We start from the raw sequence: 1,625 nt of genomic DNA, 5'->3' as shown, positions 1-1,625 counted from the left end.
GACGGGGTCGAGCATCGGCACGCCGGGCGCCGCGCGCCGGTAGGCGGCGCGGGTGAGGGCCTCGAAGGCGCGCAGCGCCGCGACGACCCGGTGGTCGGTGCGGCCGCTGTCCCGGCAGTGGCGCAGCAGTTCCCGGTCCACGCCGTGGGCGGCGAGCAGGTCCTGGGGGAGGTAGATCCGGCCGCGGTCGAGGTCCTCGCCGACGTCCCGCAGGAAGTTGGTCAGCTGGAAGGCGACGCCCAGTTCGGCCGCGTGCGGGGCGGCCTCCTCGCGGGGCACGACGGTGCCGAGGACGGGGAGCATCTGCAGGCCGATCACCGCCGCCGAGCCGTGCATGTAGTCGCGCAGCTCGTCGTAGCCGGCGTACTCCGTGACGGTCAGGTCGCTGCGCATCGAGGTGAGGAAGTCGGTGAAGTGGCGGTGGTCGATGGCGTAGCGGCTGCTGGTGTCGGCGAGGGCGGCGACCACCGGGGCGGCGCCCCGCCCGCCGGCCAGGCCGCGGGCCAGGTCGTCGCCGAGCCGGTCCAGGGCGGCGGCCCGCCGTGCCGTCGCGTCGTCCCCCGCCGGGGCGCCGGGGCCGTCCTCGAACGCGTCGACGATGTCGTCGGCCCAGCGGGCGAAGCCGTACAGGGCGTGCACGGCGGGGCGCCGGCCGGGGGGCAGCAGGCGGGTGGCGAGGAAGTAGGTGCGGCCGTGCCGGGCGTTCAGCGCACGGCAGTGGGTGTAGGCGGCGCGCAGACGCGGGTCGGTGATGCCGGCGGCGTCCAGTTCGCGGGCGGTCATGGCCGCGCCCCCGCCACGGGCCGTCCGGTACTCGTGCCGAGGGTGGCGCGGGAGCGTGACCGGCCGGCGATGCGGGCCGCGGCCAGCTTCCCGGACAGCAGCACGGGCGGAACCCCCACCCCGGGCGTGGTGCCGCAGCCGGCGAGGACGGCGTTGGCGGTGCCGCGCACGAGGTTGCGGGGGCGGAAGGGGCCGGTCTGGGCGAAGGTGTGCGCGGCGGAGAACGGCGTACCCGCGGCATGCCCCTGCGCACTCCAGTCGGCCGGGGTGACCAGGCACTCCTCCTCGATGGCCGAGGCGATGCCGGCCAGGCCCCGGCGGTCTAGTTCGCGCAGCAGGCTGTCGCGGTAGCGCGCGGAGAGTCCGGGCCAGTCGGCGGCGTCCGGGCCGATGTCGGTGTTGGGGCAGGGGGCGAGGACGTAGTGCAGGTGGCGTCCCGGCGGGGCGAGGCCCGGGTCGGTCGCGGTGGGGCGGGTGATCAGCAGGGAGGGGTCGCTCATCAGCTCGCCGGTGCGGGTCAGTTCCCGGAAGGTGTGCCGCCAGGCGTGGCCGAAGGACAGGGTGTGGTGGGCCAGTTCCGGCCAGGTGCGGTCGCAGCCGGCGTGCAGGACCACCGCCGACGGGGCGAGCCTGAGCCGTGCGGGGCGGCGCGGGGCGCGGCCCAGCAGGCGGTAGGTCACCGGCAGGTCGGGGGTGAGGACGACGGCGTCGCAGGCGATGCGCTCGTCGTCGGTCACCGCGGCCGTGATGCGGTCGCCGGCGCGTTCCAGCCGGGTCACGCGCTGCCCGTAGCGGAACTCCGCCCCGGCCTCGGCCGCCGCCTCCCGGAACACCGGCCTGAC

General features: G+C 76.9%; 2 protein-coding genes. Both read right to left on the bottom strand.

Features of this window, described 5'->3' with window-relative positions:
* Positions 1 to 783, bottom strand: a 783-nt coding sequence (locus ACWEN3_RS46330) for a phytoene/squalene synthase family protein (RefSeq protein ID WP_452984439.1), incomplete at its 3' end; no start/stop codon positions are given.
* Positions 780 to 1,625, bottom strand: an 846-nt coding sequence (gene crtI, locus ACWEN3_RS46325) for a phytoene desaturase family protein (RefSeq protein ID WP_452984437.1), incomplete at its 5' end; no start/stop codon positions are given. The genes crtI and ACWEN3_RS46330, both read right to left, overlap by 4 nt.

The sequence above is a fragment of the Streptomyces sp. NPDC004561 genome, from assembly GCF_053602155.1.
The sequence above is the reverse complement of the archived record's forward strand: the minus strand, read 5'-3'. Positions and strand labels throughout refer to the sequence as shown.